The sequence below is a fragment of the Salinicola socius genome (assembly GCF_001937195.1).
Classification (GTDB): Bacteria; Pseudomonadota; Gammaproteobacteria; order Pseudomonadales; family Halomonadaceae; genus Salinicola; species Salinicola socius.
Map to the genome: position 1 here is coordinate 120,527 of NZ_MSDO01000025.1, position 20,417 is coordinate 140,943.

The window sequence follows — 20,417 nt, forward strand, 5'->3', positions numbered from 1 at the left end:
GTCGGCTCCGAGCGCGGCAATAGCGCGATATAACATTCGATCGGCTCATCCGATCTACAACAACCGACTCAGGAGTTCCCCATGGAAGCGACCGCGTCCCGTGACGCCGCTCGCCCGCGGCTGTCGATCCGGCTGCTGAACGCCATCGAGCGTTTCGGCAACCGGCTTCCCGACCCCTTCATGATCTTCGTCATGCTGGCTGCCGCCGTGCTGGTGGCATCGGTGTTGTTTGCCCTCGCCGGCGCCACTGTCGAACATCCCGGCAGCGGCGAGGTAGAGGCAATTCGCAGCCTGGTCTCCGCCGAGGGTATCCAGTTCATTCTCGACTCGATGCTCGATAACTTCACCGGCTTCGCGCCGCTCGGGCTGGTGTTGTCGATGATGCTGGGTATCGGCCTGGCCGAAAAGCTGGGGCTGCTGGAGACGCTGGTGCGCCACACCATTCTTTCGGCACCCAAACGGCTGGTGACTTACACCGTGGCGTTTACCGGGATCATGATGAACGTCGCCTCCGACGCCTCGCTAATCCTGCTGCCGCCGCTGGCCGCCATGGTCTATCACTCCCTCGGCCGCCATCCGATCGCCGGCCTGGCGCTGGGATTCGCCAGCGCCGGCGCGGGCTTCACCGCCAACCTGCTGATCGTCGGTACCGATGCGCTGCTGTCGGGCATTTCCACCGAAGCGGCGCGCATCGTCAGTCCCGACATCGTGGTGACGCCCGTGGACAACTGGTACTTCAACTGTGTCTCCGTGTTCGTGCTCACCATCGTGGCCGCCGTCGTCACCGAGCGTGTCATCGAGCCGCGCCTCGGCACCTATCAGGGCGACGTCGAGCAGGTCGAAAGCAGCGAGCCGGCAAATGCCCGCCGCGGTCTTCGCAACGCCGGCATTGCCGCGCTGATCTACGTCGCTGCCATCGCGACACTCCTCTTCTGGCCGAACTCGCCGCTGCGCGGCCCCGATGGCGAGCTGATTCCGTCGCCGTTCCTGAGCGGCATCATTCCGATCATCCTGTTCTTCTTCATCACGGTCAGCGTGACCTGGGGCATCACCGTCGGCCGCATCAAGCGCTCGCGCGACGTGTCCGAGAACATGGCCGAGGCGATGCGCGATCTGGGCAGCTACATCGTGCTGATCTTCGCCGCCTCGCAGTTCATCGCCTGGTTCAACTGGACCCACATCGGCACCTGGATCGCGGTCAACGGTGCCGACCTGCTGACCGCCATGGACTTCACCGGGTTCCCGGTCATCCTCTGCTACATCGTCTTCACGGCCTTCATGAATCTGCTGATCTTCAGCGGCTCGGCCAAATGGGCGCTGGAGGCACCGGTATTCGTACCGATGTTCATGCAGCTCGGCTATCACCCCGCCTTCGTCCAGGTCGCCTACCGCATCGCCGACTCCTCGACCAACATCATCTCGCCGCTCAATCCCTACATGATCGTCGTGCTCACCTTCATCCGGAAATACGACAAGAACGCCGGGCTCGGCACGCTGATGTCGCTGATGCTGCCCTACACCCTGGCATTTCTGAGCATCTGGATTCTTCTTCTGACGGCGTTCTACCTGCTGGGGCTGCCCTACGGCCCGGGTATCACCACCTATCTGCCCGCTTGAGGCGACAGGACACGACTGTGGGCAAGCGCATCAAGACACCCAACACGCGGAGAACATCACAATGAATACCGTGACCAAACCCGAGCTGACGGCAGCGGTCGAGGCCCTGATACCGCAGTTGACCCAGTGGCGACGGGATTTCCATCGCCATGCCGAGTCCGGCTGGGTCGAATTCCGAACGGCCTCTCTCGTTGCGGAAGAGCTGGACCGGCTCGGCTATGGCGTCAGCGTCGGCCGCGACGTGATCGACGCCGACAGTCGCATGGGCGTACCCGAGCCGGAAGTGATGGCCCGGGCACTCGAGCGCGCCCGCGACCAGGGCGCCGTCGAACGCTGGCTGCCGGCCCTCGCCGGCGGCTACACCGGCGTGGTAGCGGAATGGGATACCGGCCGCCCGGGGCCGACGTTGGCCTATCGCGTCGATCTCGATGCGCTCGATCTCGATGAGTCCAGTGACAACGACCACCGGCCCAGCCGGGAGGGATTCGCCTCCTGCAACGCCGGCATGATGCATGCCTGTGGCCATGACGGTCATACCACCATCGGCCTCGGCCTGGCGCGTCTGTTCGTCGATCTGACGCCGCAATTGTGCGGTCGAATCAAGCTGATCTTCCAGCCCGCGGAAGAGGGCGTACGCGGCGCCCGGTCGATGGTCGAAGCCGGCGTGCTCGATGACGTGGATATCTTCATCGCCACTCATATCGGCACCGGCGTGGCCAAGGGAACGGTCGTCTGCGGTCATAACGGCTATCTCGCCACCACCAAGCTCGATGTCACTTTCACCGGCGTGCCCGCCCATGCCGGTGCCAACCCGGAGGCCGGCAACAATGCGCTGCTGGCCGCGGCCCAGGCGGCGCTTGGCCTGCATGCCATTCCGCGCCACAGCGCCGGCGCCTCGCGCATCAACGTCGGCGTGCTCAATGCCGGCAGCGGCCGCAACGTGGTGCCCGGCACGGCCACGCTCAAGCTCGAAACGCGGGGAGAAACCAGCGCGATCGATGCCGAGATGCAGCGCCGGGCACGGAATGTTTTGCACGGCGCCGCGGCGATGCAGGGTGTCGAGATGGCGTACAGCCTTGCCGGCGAAGCGCGCAACTGCGAACCGAGCCCGGCGCTGGTCGAGTTCATTCGGGGGCATATCGCCGAGCTCCCCGGGATCGACACCGTGATCCCCATCGAGAATCGTCCTTCCGGCTCCGAAGACGCCACGACCATGATGCAGCGCGTGCGGGAACGTGGGGGGCTGGCCACCTACATGGTATTCGGTACCGAGCTCGCTGCCGGCCACCACCATCAGCGTTTCGATTTCGACGAAGACGTGCTGCCGCTGGCCATTCGCACCCTGGCCTATCTGGCACTGCAGGCAGACGACCCGGCCCTTCACCGCCGACCTTCCGAGACGCTTTAAGGAAAAAGTTTTTCATGGATATGAATGCGACTGACGATACGATCCGACAACTCGACACCCTGATCGAGAGCAAGCGCGATCGCTTCATCGATTACGCCAATCAGGTATGGGAGCTCGCCGAGACCCGTTTCGAAGAAACCCGCTCTGCAGCGACGCTAAGCGACGCACTGGAAGCCGAGGGTTTTCGGGTCGAGCGCGGCATCGCGGGCATCGATACCGCCTTCGTTGCCAGCTACGGCAGTGGCAAGCCGGTCATTGCCCTGCTTGGCGAGTACGACGCCCTGGCCGGACTTAGTCAGCGCGGCGAAGCGAGCGATGCGGAGCCGCTGATTCCCGATGGCAATGGCCATGGCTGTGGCCACAATCTGCTGGGCGTCGCCGCGCTCGCCGGCGCCGTCGGCGTGCGCGACTATCTCGAGGAACGGCGCTCGAAACAGGGTCTCGCCGGCACGATCCGCTTCTACGGCTGCCCGGGTGAGGAAGGCGGTTCCGGCAAGACCTTCATGGTACGCGAAGGCGCCTTCGACGATGTCGATGCTGCCCTGACCTGGCATCCGCAGGCGTTCAACGCCATCTTCTCGACCCCGACGCTGGCCAATATCCAGGCCTACTTCCGCTTCAAGGGCACCTCGGCCCACGCTGCCAACTCGCCTCATCTCGGCCGCAGCGCGCTGGACGCCGTGGAGCTGATGAACGTCGGCGCCAACTATCTGCGCGAGCACATCGTGCCGGATGCGCGCCTGCACTACTCGATCACTCGCACCGGCGGTGCCTCGCCCAACGTCGTCCAGGCCGATGCCGAGGTACTCTACCTGATGCGCGCCCGGCGCATGGGCGACGTTCAGGCGATCTTCGAGCGTGTCCAGAAGATCGCCGAGGGCGCGGCGCTGATGACCGGCACCACCGTCGAAATGGAGTTCGACAAGGCATGCTCCGGCTATCGCCCCAATCGCACCCTGGAAAAGCTGATGCAGTCACGGTTCGAGGCGTTCGGAGCCCCGCATCACGATGACAAGGAAAAGGCTTACGCCGAGCGAATCCATTCGACGGTCAGCGCCGATGACCTGCGCACCACCTACGCCAACATCGTCAGCGCCGGCGGAGCAGCCGCCGAAGTGTATGTCGATGGGCTCGAAGGCAAGGCTCTGGTCGACGATATCGCCCCCTACAGCGCCAGCGACGCACTGATGTATGGATCCACCGATGTCGGCGACGTCAGTTGGGTGGTGCCGACGGCTCAGTGCTATGTCAACTGCTTTGCGCTGGGCACTCCCCTGCATACCTGGCAGGTCGTCGCGCAAGGCCGCAGTTCCCTGGGCCACAAGGGCATGCTACAGGCCGCCAAGGTGATGGCCGGTACTGCCGTTGCGCTGATGCAGAACCCGGCTGCCTTGGCTGAGGCCCGAGAGGAGCTGGACAAGGCCACGCAACGCGAGCCCTATCGCTGCCCGATTCCCGACGATGTCACGCCCTCGCCGCTGAAAGGGTGACAGGAGACGACGAGGAGCATAATGGCGGAAAACCTCGAGACGGCATGACCAGATAACGCCGTCTCTTCGACGACCAGAGACGTTTTCATGAATGCCGACACGCTCGAAAACTCGATACGCTGCTAATACTTCGTAGCAAAAGAACCATTCTTGTCGCCTGCCCCGTCCAACCCCGAAGCTAAGCCCGTGAAACCTAGGCCAAAGGCCAAGCGCGATCGCCCCCTAATGAAGCGGTCCGCTTTTTCGTTTTCGGACCCCTTACGCAGGCGATAACTTCATGAACCGGCCCGCTTTATCGTTTTCGATCGATGGCAATGTCGCTTTCGATGCATCGGATTTTACCCCGTCTCGCTCGCCAATACGGCAAGACGCCGCCCAGCGCACTTCCCTGACCGACATTCATTGGCAACGATTTTCCGTCGCGTATGACTTCCCCGTGGCGTTTACGCGAGAGATCTTTTCTGCCGACAACACGCTGCTGGCCGATGTCATCTCGCGCCGGGAGCCCCACAAGAACCACCGTTGCCTGATTTACGTCGATGCGGGCATTGCCGCCACCTGGCCGGATCTCACCCGCCGTATCGAAGCCTATTTCACCGCTCATGCGAGCCGAATGACACTGCTGACGCCACCGATCACCGTGCCGGGTGGAGAGTTCGTGAAGGCCAATCGGGAGACGATCGACGGTGTGCTGGAAGATATCCGGCACTACGGCGTCGATCGTCATGCCTACGTCATCGTCATCGGCGGCGGCGCGGTGCTGGATGCGCTCGGACTCGCCGCAGCCATGGGCCATCGCGGCGTCCGCCTGATTCGGCTACCCACCACCGTGCTGTCTCAGAACGACAGCGGTGTCGGGGTCAAGAATGCCGTCAACTTCAAGGGCTGCAAGAACTTCATCGGCACCTTCGCCCCACCCTGGGCGGTGCTCAACGATTTCGACTTCCTGTGCACGCTCTCCCGACGCGACAGGCTCGCCGGCATCTCCGAAGCGATCAAGGTGGCACTGATCCGCGATGGCGAATTCTTCGACTGGCTGGAAGCCAACGCCGATTCACTGGCCGAGTTCGACCCGCGCACCGAAGAGATCATGATCCGCCGCAGTGCCGAGCTGCACATGCAGCAGATCGGCCGCGGTGGCGATCCGTTCGAATTGGGCTCGTCGCGCCCGCTGGATTACGGCCACTGGTCGGCACACAAGCTCGAAGCCCTGACTCACCATGGCATCAGTCACGGTGAAGCCGTCGCCATCGGTATCGCACTGGATGCACGCTATTCCGTACTCAAGGGCCTGCTGCCTGCCGGTGCCGAATGGCGCATCGTGTGGCTGTTGAAACGTCTGGGTCTGCCGGTCTTCCACACCCAGCTGATGGAGCTGGGCGACGACGACCGACTTGCCATTCTGGCGGGGCTAAAGGAGTTCCAGGAACATCTGGGCGGTGAGCTGACGGTCACGTTGCTGGCCGGATTGGGGCGTGGACATGACGTTCACGAGATCGATGAAACCACCATGACAGCCGCGATCGATTGGCTGCAAGAAGAGGCGAACCGCCATGCAGCTGCCTGATGATCTGGGTCAACTGACCTACTGTCTCAATATTCATCCGACTCAAACCTGGGAAGCGGTGCGCGAGGCGCTGCTCGGGCCGGTCAAGCGAGTGCGGGAAACCGTCTGCCCCGAGGCGACCTTCGGTGTGGGTCTGCGCCTGTCTGCCCAGGCGCTGGAGGAGCTCCGCGCCCCCGATGCGCGTGCCGAACTCAAGGACATCCTCGCGCGGGAGAACTACCGCGTGGTGACCATGAACGGCTTCCCGTTCGGCCCCTTCCACGGCATACCGGTCAAACAGAATGTCTATCAGCCCGACTGGAAGCAGCGCGCCCGGCTCGACTACACCTGCTGGCTGGCCGATCTGATGAGTGAACTCGGTGCCGCTGGCGATACCTTGAGCCTGAGCACCGTTCCCGGCACCTACAAGCCAATGGCCGAGGGTGCGGAAGCGCAGATGGCCGACAATCTGCTGAAAGCGGCATCCCACTGCGTCAAGCTCGCCCAGAAGACCCAGGTCACCATCGCCATCGCGCTGGAGCCCGAACCCCACTGCTTCCTGGAAACCATCGAGGAAACCGTCGCTTTCTTCCGCGATTGGCTCTACTCCGACGCTGCCGCCGATCGTCTGGGAGAGCTCTGCGGATTGACCCGCGATGAAGCGAAACTGGCGCTGCCGCGACATCTGGGCGTGTGTTACGACGTCTGCCATGCCGCGGTCGAATTCGAGGATCCGGCCGCCAGCATCGAAGCCCTGCGCACGGCAGGCATCCCTATCCACAAACTGCAACTGAGCGCGGCGCTGCGGATCCCCCAGTTCGACGCGACGAAGCGAGAGGCGCTGGTGCCGTTCTGCGAGCGCACCTATCTGCATCAGGTCGTGGTCGACTCCGCAGACGGACGGGTGCGGTATGCGGATCTGCCCGAGGCGCTGGCCGACGACGCGAGAGTCGACGGTGAAGAGTGGCGAGTGCACTTCCACGTCCCGATCTTCGTGGACGCCATTGCGCCGTTCGAGACCACGCAGTCGTTTCTCGCCGATATTCTCGCCCTGCACCGTCAGCAACCGATTTCGCAGCATCTGGAAGTGGAGACCTACACATGGCAGGTATTACCGGAGAACCTACGCACCGAGAGCGTGGAAGCAGCCGTGTCGCGAGAGCTGACGTGGGTCAAGCAGCAGTTGACCTGACCGCCATCGAGCCCGAAGAGGTGGAGCAGCGAGCGGCGAGGTCTCGGATACCGGGGCTGACGTCAAAGGTCTGGCTGGAGCTGGGCAGGGTTTCCAACCTGCCCACGGTCTGGAGCAATGCGCTGGCCGGTGTCGTTCTGGCGGGGGCCGGTACTGGCGCCCTATGGAGCGCCACCGCGGCTTGGCCGTTGCTGCTGGCACTGACGCTCTTCTACCTTGGCGGCATGTACCTCAACGATGCCTGCGATGCGGAGATCGACGCGCGCGAGCGTGCCAATCGTCCGATCCCGCGAGGTGATATCGACCGCCTGACCGTCACGCTGCTGGGCGTCGGGATGCTGGGTCTGGGCAGCCTGCTGCTGTTTCTGAGCCACCTTTCTGCCGGGATCACCGGACTCGCGCTGGTTGCCGCGATCCTGAGCTATGACTGGTGGCACAAGCGTATCGGCTGGAGCCCGCTGTTGATGGGCGCCTGCCGGCTCCTGACCTATCTGACGGCCGCGCTGGTGGTCGCCGGCGTTCTCAATGAAGCCGTGTTGTGGGGCGCGATCGGACTGGCCTGCCATGTCGTCGGCCTGACCTACGCCGCCCGCCAGGAGGCCTACGATCGGCTGGGCGCCACCTGGCCACTGGCCGTCATGGCGGTGCCGGTCGTGTTCATGTTGGCCGCCATGCTGACCGGCCCCGAACCGTCGCTGCTCGCACTGGTCCTGTGGCTGGGCTATCTGATCTGGGGGACGCGCTGTCTGATGTGGCTGTTTCGCCGGGCGCCGGGAGACGTACCTCGCGCCGTCGTCGGCCTCATCGCCGCAATTTCGCTCTATGACGCCACGCTGATGGCCGCCATGGGAGCGACCACCATGGCCATGCTCGGCGTCCTGGCTTTCGCCGCGACGCTGGCACTGCAGCGAGTGACTTCCGGGACCTGAATCGACACACGCCAACCGGTGGCGGACGCCGCCGGTGGCAGGACGATCTTCGACAAACGGACCAGGCCGAACCCGCATCATGGTGATGCGGGTTCGGCCTTTTTTTGCCGTGCGTCAGGCGCTGGCGTTATCGATAGCGGTCCGGCGGTACGCCGTATCCTCATCGTCGCCTTCGAAGACGTGAGCCAATACCAGTGCCTTGAAGTCCGTCGCCTCGACCGGCCCTTCGGGCAGCAGACCAGCTTCCGACGAGATCACCAGCGGCCCCATGTCGGGATCATCGGTCAGGCGTCCGTGAGCGCCCTTGACCAGTGTCGTATCCTTGAGCGAGATGACGTCCAGCAGTTGCCGCATGCCCAGCTTGCGCTTGGCGAGACGCCAACCTGCCGACAGTTTCGGCGACTTCAACGCCGGGTCGAAAAACAGCTCCACCGGGTCGTATCCCGGCTTGCGATGGATGTCGACGGTGCGCGCATAGTCCGGGGCTCGGACATCATCCAGCCAGTAGTAGTAGCTGAACCAGCGATCCGGCTCGGCGATCGCCACCAACGCGCCCGAGTTGGGATGATCGAGGCCATTGTCCCGCTTCTCGTTTTCACCCCACACGGCCTCCACACCGTCGAGTGCCTCGAGTAGCGCCCTGACGCTCGGAATCTCTGCCGGGTCGCTGACGTAGACGTGAGCCACTTGATGATCGGCCACCGCAAATGCCCGTGATGCACCGGCATCGAGTTGTTCCCGCTCCTTCTCTCGACGCACCGCGACCAGACCCGCCTCGCGCAGCGCGCGATTGATATGAACGGCATCGCGAACCGGCGTGATCCCGTATTCGGAAACCACGATGACCCGACGACCTTCCCGATCGGCCGCATCGATCAGTTCCCCACATAGCGCATCGACGTCCTGAAGATCACGCTGCAGCTCGGGATGCGAAAGGTCAGGCCCCAGCCGCTGAAGGTTATAGTCCAGATGCGGCAGGTAGCTCAGCGTCAGGGTGGGATCGCGGGTTTCCATCACGTGGCGCGTCGCGTCGCTGATCCAACGGCTCGATGTGATATCCGCCATCGGCCCCCAGAAGGTGAACAAGGGAAAGGTGCCCAGCTTGGCGTCGAGTTCGTCGTGGAGATCCGCCGGGTAGGTGTAATGATCGGGCAGCTTACGGCCGTCCGCGGGATACATCGGTCGCGGCGTGGCACTCCAGTCGGCGGTCGAATACATGTTGTACCACCAGAACATCTTGGCGCAGGTAAAACCGGGGTTCCTTCGTTTCCCGGTTTCCCAGATCTTCTCGCCCGCCACCAGCCGGTTGGATTGGCGCCAGAACCAGACCTCGGCAAGATCCTGAAAATACCAGCCGTTGGCCACGGCCCCGTGCCCACTTGGCGGCAACCCGGTCAATAGTGTCGCTTGAACACTGCAGGTTACCGCCGGCGTTACGGTATTCAGCGGTCTCAATCCGCCACGCGCGGAGAGTCGTTTCAGGGCCGGCGTATGCTCGCCGACCAGTTGAGGCGTCAGCCCTACCACGAGAATTACCAGAGTCTTTTGCATGGCCTGCCTGCCGATGGCATTACGTTATCAGTACCGTTCCAACCACATCGAAACGATATGTAAATCCTGCATATCAGCTCGAAATCCACCACACAATCGGAATGATGGATACAGCCCTATTTTGAGAAATTATCATGAGAAAAGGTTTGGATTTCGAATGCCTTGAGTTCATAAAACTCATCTGAAAAAAGCAATAAACCTTTGCAGCGCGAACCCTCAATTAGCCAGATAATTGAGCTTGGGGGTTCTTTTCCTCACCCGATAAAGTAGCGTCAAAGACAACCGGCTCGGAAACCTTCCATGTCTGTTACATCGTTGGCGTTATTGCGTGAATGGGTCTGTCGTCAGTCGCCCGAGCATGCCCATTGGCTCGCCGAACAGTACGCGTTGTTGAGTCAAATGGGCGACGAGAAGGATCTTCATCTGTTTCTCGGTCTGGTGGTACGCCGCGTTGGCAAGCAGGATCTGACGCTGACCTCTCAAGACCTGGCGATGGCGAATCAGACTTACCCGGGCTGGAATCCCGATGGCTGGAGTCTCGATGGTGCGGCTCGTGTCGCTGCGCTGCTCGCGTTCAAGGGCTCTCGCCCGTTCTCGGCCACGTTCCAGGATCTGGTCAGGACCGCCGATGCCCGTGAGCTGATCACGCTGTATCGGGGCCTGGCGCTCTACCCCCGGCCAGAATCGCTGACGTTCGAGGTGGGCGAAGGCTTGCGCTCCAATATGCGAGCCGTGTTCGAATCCATCGTGCATCGCAATCCGTACCCGCGCGACCACTTCGACGACCACCGCTGGAACCATATGGTACTCAAGGCGCTGTTCGTCGGCAGCCGGCTTTCCCCCATCGTCGGTTTCGATGCTCGGGCCAATTTGGAGCTGGCGAGGATTCTGCTCGATTACGCCCAGGAACGCTGGGCAGCCGGGCGTGAGGTCAGCCCGGAGCTGTGGCGCTGCGTCGGCCCCTTCGCGGAGCACGTATCGGCTTACGGCGCGCTGCAGCGGGCGCTGTCGGGGACGCCCATTGAGCGCGGCGCAGCCACCCTGGCGCTGATCGCTGCCGACACTTCTTCCGCCCGAGACCTGCTTCGGACGGTGCCGGATATCACCGCACTGGTCGCGGACGGCCGTCTCGACTGGAATCACCTGCCCCTCAAAGAGGCCGCCTGAGATGTTCATCGATCCCCACGCCCACATGGTGTCTCGCACCACTGACGACTACGAGGCCATGGCCGCTGCCGGCATCGTGGCTCTGGTGGAGCCGGCCTTCTGGGTCGGTCAGCCTCGTACCTTCGTCGGCACTTACGTCGACTATCTCTCTTCGCTGGTCGGCTGGGAGCGTTTCCGCGCCGGCCAGTTCGGTATCCGCCATTACTGCACCATCGGCCTCAACTCCAAGGAGGCCAACAACGAGGCGCTGGCTGAGGGGGTCATGGAGTGGTTGCCGCGTTTCGCCCTCAAAGAAGGTGTCGTCGCCATCGGCGAAATCGGCTACGACGAACAGACGCCGCTGGAGGACAAGTACTTTCGCGCCCAGCTGACGCTCGCCAGGCAGCTCGAACTTCCCGTGATGGTGCATACCCCCCACCGCGACAAGAAGCGCGGTACGTCGCGCTCGATGGACGTGTGCGAAGAGATGGGGCTGGATCCTTCCTGGGTCGTGATCGATCACAATAACGAAGAGACGGTACGCGAGACGCTGGATCGCGGTTACTGGGCAGGCTTTTCCATCTACCCCTCGACCAAGATGGGCAACGCGCGCATGGTCGATCTGCTCAAACAGTATGGTGGGGATCGCATCATCGTCGACAGCGCCTGTGACTGGGGAATTTCCGACTGTCTCGGCGTCCCCAAGACCGCACGGTTGGCCCTCGCATCCGGTATTTCCGAGGCGGTGGTGCGCCAGGTCACCTACGAAAATGCGCTCGCGGTCTACGGCAAGAGCGGTCAGATACAGGATTCCGACTGGCTCGATCCCGCCCCCATCGACCAGCGCACGCTGTTCGAGGGCAACTCGATCCTGCGTGGCGGTCGCGCCCCCCTTGTCGAAACGAAAGCCGGACCGCGCCGAGACAATCTGCTTATCGAGTAGTGCCCACCATTTACCGCTCTCTTTCGGCGTATCTCGGCGGACTGGTACCCGACGCCTCTCGACGGCAAAATGCGGACAACTACCGCACGCCGACGAGAGGAATCTCATGCCTTCGCCGCTCGATAACGTCGTCACCGAGTCCAATACCGAAGCGAGACGACCGGACACCACGCTGGCCATGATCGTCTATGCCTTGCTGCTCGGCGTCTTCATAACCGGCATCACCCCGGTGATCGGCGTCGTCATCGCCTACGTCTACCGCGGTAACGGCCCACGCTGGCTGGACGAACACTATCGCTATCACATCCGCACGTTCTGGATCGGCCTGCTCTACGCTTGCATCAGTTGGGTGCTGGCCTTCGTGCTGATCGGATTCGCGCTGATGGCGCTACAGGCCGTATGGCTGATCGTCCGTTGCGTGATCGGATTCAAGGCATTGCAGGAACAGCGGGCACCTGACAAGGTCGATAGCTGGCTCTGGTAACCGGCCCGTCAAGTAGACGCGCATTGAAGAAGAGAAACGAATGATCGAAAGTCTGCAAGCTCGCGCCATCCATCTGCTTTGGCGCCTGCTGTCCCATTGTCGACTGAAAACGACGTGGTCGCTGGCAGGCGCTGCCAGCCGCGTGCTCTATGCCGTCTCCCGACGCGAGCGCCATGTGACCCGACGCAATCTCGAGGTCGCCTATCCGGGTGACAGCAGCGAGCAACGGCGTGAGCGAGTGCGCGAGAGCCTGCGCCACTCCGCCGCCACCATGCTGGAACTGGGTTTCGCCTGGATCGCCAAGCCGGCGCGCGTCGAAGCGTCAGTCGTCGAGGTTCACGGCCGCGAGCTACTCGACAATGCACGCGCCGACAATCGCGGCGTGATCGTGCTGGCGCCACATTTCGGCAACTGGGAAGTGCTCAATTTCTGGCTGTCCAGCCACTTTCCCTTCACCGCGATGTACGAGCCGCCCAAGATCGCCGAACTCGATGCCGTCATTCGCCATGGGCGCGAGCGCATGGGCGCGGAACTGGTGCCGACCAACCCGCGTGGCGTCGCCGCCTTGCTCAAGGCGCTCAAGCGTGCCGAAGCCGTCGGGATCCTGCCGGATCAGGAGCCCGACTGGGGCAGCGGCGAGTTTGCCGATTTCTTCGGCCGCCCCGCCTATACCGCCACGCTGCTACCCAAACTGGTCGCCCGCACTCAGGCTCGTGTCGTGACCGGGGTCGCCAGGCGTCTGCCCGACGGTCGTGGCTTCGCGATTCACTTTCTCGCCGCCGACGACCGCGTCTATGACACCGACGAAGTCACATCGGCCGCAGGCGTCAACGCCTGCGTCGAGTCCGCCATCGCTCTCGACCCGGCGCAGTACCAGTGGGAATACAAGCGCTGGAAGAAAACCGAGCAGGAGCAGCAGAAGGTTCCCGGATATCGGGAGCAGCGTCTCTACAGCAAGCGCTGACCATTGCTGAACAGTGTCGGGTTACTGTGCCAACCCCCCGAAGCGCCCGGCCTGGTAATCGTCGATCGCTTCGACGATCTCCTCACGGGTATTCATCACGAATGGACCGTGCGACACCACCGGTTCCCCGATCGCATCAGCGTGACCGAACAGCAGTCGAGCGTCGGTGGTGGCTTCGATTTCGACGCCATCGCCGTCACGATCCAGTTCGATCAGATGCCGCGACTTGACCGGCGCGCCGCCCACCGTCACCTCGCCATCGACGACGTAAAGAAAGACCTGGCGGCCACTGGGCGCCGTCAGTCGATGGCTCGCGCCGGCAGGAAACGACAGCGTCGACATGAAGACGTCGGTCAGCGTCTCGATGGGACCTGTCGATGCGCCATGCTCACCGGCAATCAGGCAAAGCTCTCCGCCACCGTTCAGTGAAATGGCAGGAATCGACTCTCGCTGTAATCCGACATAGCGCGGTTCGCTCATCTTCAGGCTGGCCGGCAGATTGATCCACAACTGCAGGATCTCCAGCGGCCCGCCGTCGCGCAGAAACTCGGGCGGTGAAATTTCGGCATGCACGATGCCGCTGCCCGCCGTCATCCACTGCACGCCACCGGCACGAATCACGCTCTGATGATCGGCGCTATCGGCATGGGCCAGCGAGCCTTCGAGAATGAAGGTCACGGTCTCGAAGCCCCGGTGAGGATGTGGCCCGAACGGCAAACCGCGATTGTTGGTGGGGTAGACCTGCGGGCCGTGATGGTTGAGAAACAGAAACGGATCGAGCTGATCGAGCCCGGGACCCGGTAACGGCCGGCGAGTCGTCAGATCGCCGATATCATCGCGGATCGCAGCGTGCTGGGCGATGACGCGGCGTGGCGTAGACGCGGACATGAAGGCTCTCCCTGATAGATTCATTCGCAGTCTAGATCAGGCCACGTACGAAAAAAGCGAATGATTTTCACCGTTTCATTGCATTGAATCGTCGCTGGCCTGGTCGAGACACAGCAGCGCCTGTTCGATCAATGCCACTAGCGGCGACTCGGCCGGCGAAAGCCGGGACACCATGACCAGTTCACGATGAAACCGCTGCTCTTCCAGAGAGATCACCCGCACCGGCAGCGGCTGCTGGCGACGCCACAACCCGGCAAGCGGAATCAGCGCGACACCCAGACCGCATTCCACCATTCGCGCGATGGCATCGATCTCGTCGAGCTCCAGCCGAATCGACGGGCGCAGACGCCGACGCTCGAGAAACCGCACCACCTGACGTCCCCCGAAAGAGCCCCGATCGTAGAGCACCAGCGGATGGCTCTCGAGCAGGGACTCCGCCGGTCCCTCCTCGGCATCGAGTGGCGCGATCATGACGAACGGCTCGCGAGCGATGACTCGGGAATAGAGGTCGGGAGGCAACGCGAACGGTGGCCGGACGATCAACGCCATATCCAGATCGCCCTTATCGACCTGGTCGAGCAGCGCCAGCGAGACGCCAGGCACGACGCGAGTCATCACCCCCGGTGCCTCGCGGGTCAGCGTTTGCAGAACCTCGGGGAGTACTCCGCTTTGCAGGCTGGCGATCGCACCCAGATGCCACTCCCCGGTCAATCCATCCGCATCGGCGTGCCGAATCCGGCTGGCCAACGCCAGCATTTCATTGGCCTGCGGCAGCAGCCGACGTCCGGCCGCATTGAGTCGAACGGCACGCCCCGTCCGATCGAACAGCGGCTCGCCGATATCGGCCTCGAGAGTTCGGATCTGGGTGCTCACCGCGGACTGGGTCAGCCCGACCGCACTGCCGGCGGCAGAAAAGGTGCCGTGACGGACGACGGCAAGAAAGGTCCTGAGTTGTTTGAGCATGGGCAGCCAGCGCGTCGAGAATCCACAATATTTGATATCAGGCAGCAATAATATGCGCTTTTCATCAAATAAACCCGCAGTCAGAATACCCCGAACCTCACAGCGACAAGGAACACCTCATGGCACTTTCCCCTTTTCATCTCGCAATCCCGGTCCACGACCTGGCCGCCGCCCGCCAGTTCTACGGCGAGACTTTCGGCCTGAACGAAGGTCGCTCCAGCGAACAGTGGGTTGACTTCGACTTCTACGGTCACCAGTTGGTGATCCACGAGCACCCGCAGACGCCCTCGCAGGAATCGGCCCATACCAATCCCGTCGACGGTCACGATGTCCCGGTGCCGCACTTCGGCATCGTGCTGAGCTGGCCGGAGTGGGAAGCGCTGGCCGAGCGCCTGCAGGGCTTTGGCACCCGGTTCGTGATCGAACCCTACGTGCGCTTCAAGGGCCAGCCCGGCGAACAGGCCACCATGTTCCTGCTCGATCCGTGCGGTAACGCCCTGGAATTCAAGGCGTTCAAGGATATGGGCCAGCTCTTCGCGAAGTGATTTTTGCCGGTTAGCCAGGGCGTAAAATTCCTGTCTTCAGGCCGTAAAAAAAAGCTGCCGATCAGAAGATCGCCAGCTTTTTTCATTGAGAAACGACGCAGCCGCTAGGCAAGCCGCCGCAGATGCAATCCGCCGATCGCCAGCGCTGTCAGCAGCAATACCGCGATGAACAGCGACACCCCGTTCCAGCCGCCCCAGTACCAGAAGGCACCACCGAGCGTGCCGGCGACACTGGAGCCGAGATAGTAGCTGAACAGATAGAGCGACGACGCCTGCCCCTTGGCCTGCCTGGCGCGCAGGCCGACCCAGCCGCTAGCCAGCGAATGCGCGGCGAAGAAACCAAAGGTGAAGACCAGCATGCCGATCAGGATCAGGCTGATCGGCTCGAACAGCGTGATGGCCAAGCCTGCCAGCATCATCGCGATGAACATCCAGAAGATCCGCTGACGCCCGAGCCGGTCCGCCAGCGACCCTGCCCAGGCCGAACTGTAGGTGCCTGACAGATAGGCGATCGAAAGCAGCCCCACCAACGCCTGGCTCACCTGATAGGGCTCGGCCAGCAGACGGTAGGCGATATAGTTGTAGAGCGTGACGAAGCCGCCCATCAGCAGAAAGGCTTCGACGAAGAGCCAGGGCAGCCCTCGATCCTTGAAATGAACGGTGAAGCCGGAAAGAACACTGCGCCAGTTGAGCGGGCGGGGGGTGAAGTGCCGGGATGGCGGCAGCCAGCGCATGAACAGCAACGCCGCGATTAGCGCCACGATGCCAATGGTAGCGAGCGTCCAGCGCCACGGCACCCAGTCCACCATCACGCCGCTGATCAGGCGACCGCTCATGCCGCCGATCGAGTTGCCGCTGATGTAGAGCCCCATCGACAGCCCCACGTAGCGGGGATGAATCTCCTCGTTGAGATAGGTCATCGCCACCGCACAGAGCCCGGAAAGCGACAGCCCCGCCAGCGCTCGCATGATCAGAATGCCGGTCCAGTTGGGCATCACCGCCGCCAGCAGCGTACAGGTCGACGCCGCCAGCAGCGCGACCGTCATCACCGACTTGCGCCCTACCGCATCGGAAATGGGACCGGTAATCAACAGCCCGACCGCCAGCATGCCAGTCGATACCGACAGCGACAGACTGCTGGTGGCTGCATCGATACCGAAGGCGTCCGACAGGATCGGCATCAGCGGCTGCACGCAATAGAGAAGCACGAACGTTGAAAAGGCGCCGAGAAAGAGCGCCAGCATGGTCGGCCGGTAACCGCGCTGCCCGCGCTCGATGAAACCGCTCTCGACGGTTTCCGCCTCGCGTTCCAGCTGATGATGAGTGGCCTGCGTAGCGCGGTGGATCTCGGATGAGGAGTGGCGAGACAACCCGGTTCTCCCGATATCGATGACCGAAGCCGACCGGGAATGAAGGTGCTTCGGGGGCATCAGGGGTTTAGAGATTCGATGTAGACCTTGGTAGGTTACGCCGCCGCCATTAAGCTTTCTAATATATTATTCGATGCTTTTGAGAGGTTTTTCGACTCAATGGAGCTGCGAGTTTCCCCATGGAACTACGATATCTACGTTATTTCGTCGCTGTGGCCGAAGAGCTTCACTTTAGCCGCGCCGCCGAGCGGCTGGGAATCTCGCAGCCACCGTTGAGCCAGCAGATCCAGGCGCTGGAGCGCGAACTAGGCACGCGTCTGCTGACTCGGACCAATCGCCGCGTCGAGCTGACCGAGGCGGGCCGACTGCTGCTCGATGAAGCGCGTGACATTCTGGCGCGAACCGAACGCGCCACGCGTCGAGTGTCCCGGCTCGGGCGTGGCGAGGCCGGTCAGTTGCGTATCGGCTTCACCACGTCGGTACCGTTGACGCCAACGCTGCCGCAGACGCTGATGCGTTATCGGCAAGGCTACCCCGACGTCGAGCTTCGCATGCACGAGCTCAACAGCCAGCGCCAGATCGAACCTCTGCTCCAGGGTGACCTGGATATCGGGATCATGCGCCCCGCGACCCTGCCGGATGGCCTCGCGGCATTCACCTTGATTCGCGAACCGCTGATGGCCGTGGTCAATGAACAGGGCCCGCTCGGCGGCAGCGCGCTACCGTTAACGCTCGACGAACTGGCAACCCACCCGTTCGTCTACTTCTCGCCCGCCGCCGGCACCGGCCTGCTGGATCAATTCAATGCGCTATTCGCCAAACGCGGCTTGGCGCCTCGGCTGGTCCAGGAGGTCGGCGGTCCCAACACCATCATCAGCCTGGTCGCCAGCGGGCTCGGGGTCTCGATCCTGCCCGCCTCGTTCCAGCATATCCAGGTCGACAATGTTCGCTATCGGCCCATCAGTGACGGGGACGCGGTTTCCGAGGTGTGGCTGACCCATACGAGACACCAACTGACGCCACAGGCCCAGGCGTTCATCGATCTGGTCGAGCGCGCCGTCGATCCATGAAGCGCAGTTTTATCGACACCACAACCGTGGCCCGGACGTAAACCCTGCTTGACCCAGCCCGACCCTCGCCACAGACTGCTGATGGCGATGAACGCTATCGCCAGCTTGACGGGGTGCCGGTGGAACCGGCTGAGATCGTCCTGCGCCGAGAGTCTTTCGACGGCGCCACGACGGATCCCGACGAACCTGATCCGGCTAGTACCGGCGTAGGGATCAAGCGGAGAATCTCATTCCCGGATACCGTTCCGTCGATTCGTTCTCCCCCTCCTGCGCTGTGCGCCGGCCTGACCCGATAGCCTTGGCAAATACGCCTGGCAAGTCATGCCACGGAGCACGACCGAACATGAAATCCCCACAGTTTCTCTCCGAAACCGCCCGCGTCAACAGCGCTGCCATCGCGCCGTTGCCAGCCTCGCGAAAGATTTACGTCGAAGGCTCGCGTCCCGATATCCGGGTGCCGATGCGCGAGATCGCGCTCTCGCCGACGCAGACACGAAGCGGACTCGCACCCAACGCACCGCTCACCGTCTACGATACTTCCGGCCCTTATACCGACCCTGCAGCGGAGATCGACATTCGTCGCGGGTTGCCCGAGCTGCGCCGTGGCTGGATCGACCAACGCGATGATACCGAATGGCTCGAGGGCCCGAGCTCTCGTTACGGCCGTCTGCGCGCGGAGGACCTGCGCCTTTCGACACTGCGATTTCAGCTCCGGCGCACGCCACGTCGTGCCCGCATGACAACAGAGGGACGGGGTGCCAACGTCACCCAGTTGCACTACGCCCGCCAGGGCATCATCACCCCGGAGATGGAGTTCATCGCGATTCGGGAGAATCAGCGTCGGCGAGAGGCAAGCCGTGCCCATCTCGATCCGATGCTCGGCTCTTACCAAGATCCCATGCTTGATCATCAACATCCGGGCGAATCTTTCGGTGCCGAGCTGCCCGACGAGATCACGCCGGAGTTCGTGCGCGACGAAGTGGCTCGCGGCCGGGCGATCATCCCGGCCAATATCAATCATCCCGAGAGCGAGCCGATGATCATCGGGCGCAACTTTCTGGTGAAGATCAACGGCAACCTCGGCAATTCGGCCGTGACCTCCTCGATCGAGGAAGAGGTCGACAAGATGACCTGGGGCATCCGCTGGGGCGCAGACACCATCATGGATCTCTCCACCGGCCAGAACATTCACGAGACGCGGGAGTGGATCATCCGCAACTCGCCGGTACCGATCGGCACGGTGCCGATCTACCAGGCGCTGGAGAAGGTCGACGGCGTGGCCGAAAACCTGAGCTGGGAAATCTTCCGCGACACCCTGATCGAACAGGCGGAACAGGGGGTGGATTACTTCACCATTCACGCCGGCGTGCGCCTGCACCATGTTCCGATGACGGCCCGGCGCGTCACCGGCATCGTCTCCCGGGGCGGCTCGATCATGGCCAAATGGTGCCTGTATCACCACAAAGAGAGCTTCCTCTACACCCATTTCGAGGACATCTGCGAGATCATGAAGGCCTACGACGTCTCGTTCTCGCTGGGTGACGGTCTGCGCCCCGGATCCATCGCCGATGCCAACGACGAAGCGCAGTTCGCCGAGCTCGAAACGCTGGGCGAGTTGACCCGGATCGCCTGGCGACACGACGTGCAGGTAATGATCGAAGGCCCCGGCCATGTGCCGATGCAACTGATCAAGGAGAACATGGAGAAGCAGCTCGAGTGCTGCGATGAAGCGCCCTTCTATACGCTCGGCCCGCTGACCACCGATATCGCACCCGGTTACGACCACATCACTTCCGGCATCGGTGCGGCGCAGATCGGATGGTACGGCTGCGCCATGCTCTGCTATGTCACGCCCAAGGAACATCTGGGCCTGCCCAACAAGGATGACGTCAAGACCGGCATCATCACCTACAAGATCGCGGCTCACGCTGCCGACCTGGCCAAGGGGCACCCCGGCGCCCAGCGTCGCGACAACGCGCTGTCCAAGGCACGCTTCGAATTTCGCTGGGAGGACCAGTTCAATCTCGGACTCGACCCGGATACCGCCCGTGCCTATCACGACGAGACGCTGCCCAAGGATGCCGCCAAGGTGGCCCACTTCTGCTCGATGTGCGGGCCGAAGTTCTGCTCGATGAAGATCACCCAGGAGGTCCGCGAACGCTTCGGCGGCAATGCCGACGAGGTGATCGCCGCGCGGGACGCCGGCATGAACGAGCAGGCCGAGCGGTTCAAGCGTGAGGGCGGTGAGCTGTATCGGGAAATCTGATACCGCCGGCGGTACAACGCCTGTGCAAGCGGGCCTGCGTCTTCC

Annotated in this window: 17 protein-coding genes and 1 riboswitch; of the genes, 13 read left to right on the top strand and 4 right to left on the bottom strand. The window is 62.7% G+C overall.

Annotation, left to right across the window (positions count from 1 at the left end; genetic code table 11):
* Positions 1–81 precede the first annotated feature (81 nt).
* From BTW07_RS16450 to BTW07_RS16475, 6 genes are all read left to right on the top strand, one after another.
* Entirely contained in the window at positions 82–1,617 is a 1,536-nt protein-coding gene (locus BTW07_RS16450; RefSeq protein WP_075571260.1) for an AbgT family transporter, read from the top strand.
* Positions 1,618–1,678: 61 nt separating this feature from the next.
* Positions 1,679–3,025: an amidohydrolase gene (locus BTW07_RS16455; RefSeq protein WP_075571261.1), complete on the top strand. Its 1,347-nt coding sequence runs from the start codon at positions 1,679–1,681 to the stop codon at positions 3,023–3,025.
* A gap of 14 nt (positions 3,026–3,039) precedes the next feature.
* Positions 3,040–4,515 (top strand): M20 family metallopeptidase, encoded by a 1,476-nt coding sequence (locus BTW07_RS16460; protein WP_279626546.1) that lies wholly within the window; start codon positions 3,040–3,042, stop codon positions 4,513–4,515.
* A 436-nt stretch (positions 4,516–4,951) separates the two neighbouring features.
* Positions 4,952–6,082 (top strand): 3-dehydroquinate synthase, encoded by a 1,131-nt coding sequence (locus BTW07_RS16465; RefSeq protein ID WP_244158418.1) that lies wholly within the window; start codon positions 4,952–4,954, stop codon positions 6,080–6,082.
* Positions 6,069–7,253, top strand: a complete 1,185-nt coding sequence (gene eboE, locus BTW07_RS16470; protein WP_075571262.1) for a metabolite traffic protein EboE — start codon at positions 6,069–6,071, stop codon at positions 7,251–7,253. Before BTW07_RS16465 ends, eboE begins: the two co-directional genes overlap by 14 nt.
* Positions 7,229–8,182, top strand: a complete 954-nt coding sequence (locus BTW07_RS16475; protein ID WP_208605425.1) for a UbiA family prenyltransferase — start codon at positions 7,229–7,231, stop codon at positions 8,180–8,182. The genes eboE and BTW07_RS16475 overlap by 25 nt, the downstream gene beginning before the upstream one ends.
* Before the next feature lie 114 nt (positions 8,183–8,296).
* Here the strand turns inward: BTW07_RS16475 and BTW07_RS16480 are convergent, their stop codons facing one another.
* The gene (locus tag BTW07_RS16480; protein WP_075571263.1) at positions 8,297–9,733 is read right to left on the bottom strand and encodes an alkaline phosphatase family protein; all 1,437 of its coding nucleotides are present in this window, start codon (positions 9,731–9,733) and stop codon (positions 8,297–8,299) included.
* A gap of 300 nt (positions 9,734–10,033) precedes the next feature.
* Between BTW07_RS16480 and BTW07_RS16485 the strand changes: the two genes are divergently transcribed.
* From BTW07_RS16485 to BTW07_RS16500, 4 genes are all read left to right on the top strand, one after another.
* Entirely contained in the window at positions 10,034–10,900 is an 867-nt protein-coding gene (locus BTW07_RS16485; protein ID WP_075571264.1) for an EboA domain-containing protein, read from the top strand.
* 1 nt (position 10,901) lies between these two features.
* Positions 10,902–11,822: a TatD family hydrolase gene (locus tag BTW07_RS16490; RefSeq protein WP_075571265.1), complete on the top strand. Its 921-nt coding sequence runs from the start codon at positions 10,902–10,904 to the stop codon at positions 11,820–11,822.
* A gap of 106 nt (positions 11,823–11,928) precedes the next feature.
* The gene (locus tag BTW07_RS16495) at positions 11,929–12,306 is read left to right on the top strand and encodes a DUF4870 family protein (RefSeq protein WP_075571266.1); all 378 of its coding nucleotides are present in this window, start codon (positions 11,929–11,931) and stop codon (positions 12,304–12,306) included.
* Between the two features lie 40 nt (positions 12,307–12,346).
* A complete protein-coding gene (locus BTW07_RS16500) occupies positions 12,347–13,270 on the top strand; it encodes a lysophospholipid acyltransferase family protein (RefSeq protein WP_075571267.1) in 924 nt (307 codons plus the stop codon).
* Between the two features lie 21 nt (positions 13,271–13,291).
* Here BTW07_RS16500 and BTW07_RS16505 read toward each other — a convergent pair whose 3' ends face one another.
* Positions 13,292–14,158, bottom strand: coding sequence for a pirin family protein (locus BTW07_RS16505; RefSeq protein ID WP_075571268.1), 867 nt, complete (start codon positions 14,156–14,158; stop codon positions 13,292–13,294).
* A gap of 75 nt (positions 14,159–14,233) precedes the next feature.
* Complete coding sequence (locus tag BTW07_RS16510; protein WP_075571269.1) at positions 14,234–15,121, bottom strand: LysR family transcriptional regulator; 888 nt, start codon at positions 15,119–15,121, stop codon at positions 14,234–14,236.
* A 119-nt stretch (positions 15,122–15,240) separates the two neighbouring features.
* Here BTW07_RS16510 and BTW07_RS16515 point away from each other — a divergent pair, with 119 nt between their 5' ends.
* Positions 15,241–15,666 carry a VOC family protein gene (locus BTW07_RS16515; RefSeq protein ID WP_075571270.1) on the top strand — a complete coding sequence of 142 codons (426 nt, stop codon included), beginning with the start codon at positions 15,241–15,243 and terminating at the stop codon, positions 15,664–15,666.
* A gap of 104 nt (positions 15,667–15,770) precedes the next feature.
* Here the strand turns inward: BTW07_RS16515 and BTW07_RS16520 are convergent, their stop codons facing one another.
* Positions 15,771–17,036 carry an MFS transporter gene (locus BTW07_RS16520; protein ID WP_244158419.1) on the bottom strand — a complete coding sequence of 422 codons (1,266 nt, stop codon included), beginning with the start codon at positions 17,034–17,036 and terminating at the stop codon, positions 15,771–15,773.
* 179 nt (positions 17,037–17,215) lie between these two features.
* Here BTW07_RS16520 and BTW07_RS16525 point away from each other — a divergent pair, with 179 nt between their 5' ends.
* The gene (locus BTW07_RS16525) at positions 17,216–18,106 is read left to right on the top strand and encodes a LysR family transcriptional regulator (protein ID WP_075571271.1); all 891 of its coding nucleotides are present in this window, start codon (positions 17,216–17,218) and stop codon (positions 18,104–18,106) included.
* Positions 18,107–18,205: 99 nt separating this feature from the next.
* Positions 18,206–18,336, top strand: a riboswitch (TPP riboswitch).
* Positions 18,337–18,449: 113 nt separating this feature from the next.
* Complete coding sequence (gene thiC, locus BTW07_RS16530) at positions 18,450–20,372, top strand: phosphomethylpyrimidine synthase ThiC (RefSeq protein ID WP_075571272.1); 1,923 nt, start codon at positions 18,450–18,452, stop codon at positions 20,370–20,372.
* Positions 20,373–20,417 lie beyond the last annotated feature (45 nt).